The sequence below is a fragment of the Kyrpidia sp. genome, assembly GCF_023512215.1.
Classification (GTDB): Bacteria; Bacillota; Bacilli; order Kyrpidiales; family Kyrpidiaceae; genus Kyrpidia; species Kyrpidia spormannii.
The window spans coordinates 1-2,118 of record NZ_JAILZZ010000118.1 but is presented as its reverse complement, the minus strand read 5'-3'; the positions used below and the strand labels follow the sequence as shown (position 1 = coordinate 2,118).

The 2,118-nt window shown below is 60.7% G+C and carries 4 protein-coding genes; all 4 read left to right on the top strand.

What is annotated here, in order from left to right; all coding sequences use genetic code 11:
• Positions 1–648, top strand: a 648-nt coding sequence (locus K6T64_RS16745) for a prepilin peptidase (RefSeq protein WP_288011374.1), incomplete at its 5' end; no start/stop codon positions are given.
• Between the two features lie 16 nt (positions 649–664).
• Positions 665–1,144 carry a type IV pilus modification PilV family protein gene (locus K6T64_RS16740; protein WP_288011372.1) on the top strand — a complete coding sequence of 160 codons (480 nt, stop codon included), beginning with the start codon at positions 665–667 and terminating at the stop codon, positions 1,142–1,144.
• Positions 1,119–1,622 carry a PilW family protein gene (locus tag K6T64_RS16735; protein WP_288011370.1) on the top strand — a complete coding sequence of 168 codons (504 nt, stop codon included), beginning with the start codon at positions 1,119–1,121 and terminating at the stop codon, positions 1,620–1,622. The genes K6T64_RS16740 and K6T64_RS16735 overlap by 26 nt, the downstream gene beginning before the upstream one ends.
• 11 nt (positions 1,623–1,633) lie before the next feature.
• Positions 1,634–2,118, top strand: a 485-nt coding sequence (locus tag K6T64_RS16730; protein ID WP_288011368.1) for a prepilin-type N-terminal cleavage/methylation domain-containing protein, incomplete at its 3' end; no start/stop codon positions are given.

Sequence of the window (2,118 nt, the reverse complement as noted above, 5' to 3'; positions counted from 1 at the left end):
CGGTGCGGTGCCCGAATCCGGCCCAAGGATTTGATCCCGGTGGTGAGCTGGATTTGGCTCCGGGGGCGGTGCCGGGACTGCGGCGGGGCCATTTCCCGGCAGTACCCGGTGGTGGAAGGGCTGACCGGGTTGTTGTGGGGCTTGGCCGCCTGGCGGTACGGGTGGTCCTGGGAGACGGTATTGGGGCTGGTGGTCATCGGCTTTCTGGTCGCGTTGTCCGCCATTGACCTGGAATGGAAGATTTTGCCCGATGTACTGACTTATTCTTTGGCTGCGGTGGTTTTCGGGGCGAGGCTCTGGATTGGGCCTGAACCATGGTGGTGGTACGCAGGCGGGGCGGCCTTTGGAGCCGGGCTGCTCCTGGCCCTTTATTGGCTCAGCCCTCTCCTCTTCGGCAAAGAAGGTATGGGACTTGGAGACGTGAAGTTGATGATAGGGCTGGGAGCCCTGACCGGCCCAGCGGGGGCGGCGTTGACCTTGTTCGTGGCCTCCCTGGCCGGCTTGGTGGTGGGACTGGCGCTGCAGGGTCTGGATCGCCTCGGCAAAGATCACCGGATCCCGTTCGGCCCGTTTCTGGCCGGAGGAGCCCTGGTGTCATGGCTGTCCGGAGACGCGCTGATCCATTGGTACCTTGGCCTGTTTTCGTGAAAGCGGGGCGGAATCGGTGAAGCCGCGGAAATGGACTGAAAAGCCCCATCGGCACCAAGACGGATTTTCGTTGATCGAGGTCTTGGCGTCGCTGACCATCGCGGCGGCGCTGCTCGTCGGAATCCTGGAGTATTTTACAGACGCTTATGTGGGCATGCGGCAGGATGGGACCAGGAGCCAAGCCGTTTCCCAAACTCAGCAAGCTATGGAAGCCACCCGGGCCTGGTTGATGGATCAATATGCCCAGGGCAACCAAGCCCTGAAGCAGCCTGGGCCGCAGACCGTCCGGCCCGACGATCTGAAAAAGTACGGTTTTCAGGCGACAACGACCATGAGCACGGTGGTGACGTACACGTATCAATCCGGACAGAATGGACCGCCGGGCTGGACCATCGGGGTGACGACGACGTGGCAAAGCCGGGGCCAGGCGAAGAGTTACCAAGTGACGTCATTTTTCGGGGAGTACGACCATGCAAAATTGCCGCTCTCTCCGTAAACACCGCAGTCAATCCGGCTTTACTCTGGTGGAAGTGACCAGCGCCATCGTCGTTTCCCTGCTGGTGCTCGGAATGGTGTTCGGCATTCGCCAATATGCGACGACCACCGAAAAAGCGGTGGAAGTTCAGGGGCACCTCCAGCAAACGGTGCGAAACGCCGAAAGTCTGATCGCGGGATTCATCCGGGACAGCCGAACGGTTACTTGGGACGGCGGAACAAAGACACTAACATCTATTCAGGTTTCGGGAGACACACTCCGCGCCACGTGGGACCAAGGAGCGCAGACGCTGACGGTGACAGTGTCCCGGGCAGGTGGAGCCCAGGTGACGTACACGTTCTGGCCGGTCTCTGATTTCCAGGTTAAGGGTCCGAATGGCCGGGTGTGGACGATTTCCATAACCGCCCAGAACGGGAAACAGTCTTTCTCAGATACGGTATCCGCCCTGCCTCGACTGCCGTCGCCGCCATCATCGTGAGGTGAATCAGCATGGGGCATAGCCATATACGACAGCGCAGACTTCACCGGCAGGCAGGGTTTACCCTGGTGGCGGTCCTTCTGGTGGCGGTGATTCTCCTCACGCTCCTGACGGCGGTAAGCACCATAGTGCTGGCGGAATCCCGGCAGACCGGCCTGACCGCCCGACAACAACAGGCCTACAACTTGGCCGAGGCGGGATTGGAGCGGTTTATGGCGGCGCTACAGCAGGCGGCCAACAATTCGAGCGATTTCCCCTACAACCCGAACCGCCTCGGAGGATGGATCAACCAACACAGCATCAACCAACCGGGGGTTTCGGTTTCTGCAACGTATGTGCGGGAAGATGGACAGCCGGTCAACGGGAACCAGGTGCCCCCCTACCCGCACTTGATCCAGGTGCGATCCACGGGAACCGTGGACCAGGTGAGCAAGACCATCGTGGCCACGGTGGATCTGCAGTTTTTGGGCGGACTGTTCCAATATGCGTTGGCGGC

Excerpts from the sequence above, each read along its gene's own strand:
- K6T64_RS16735 (WP_288011370.1), top strand. The coding sequence starts at position 1,119 with ATGCAAAATTGCCGCTCTCTCCGTAAACACCGCAGTCAATCCGGCTTT.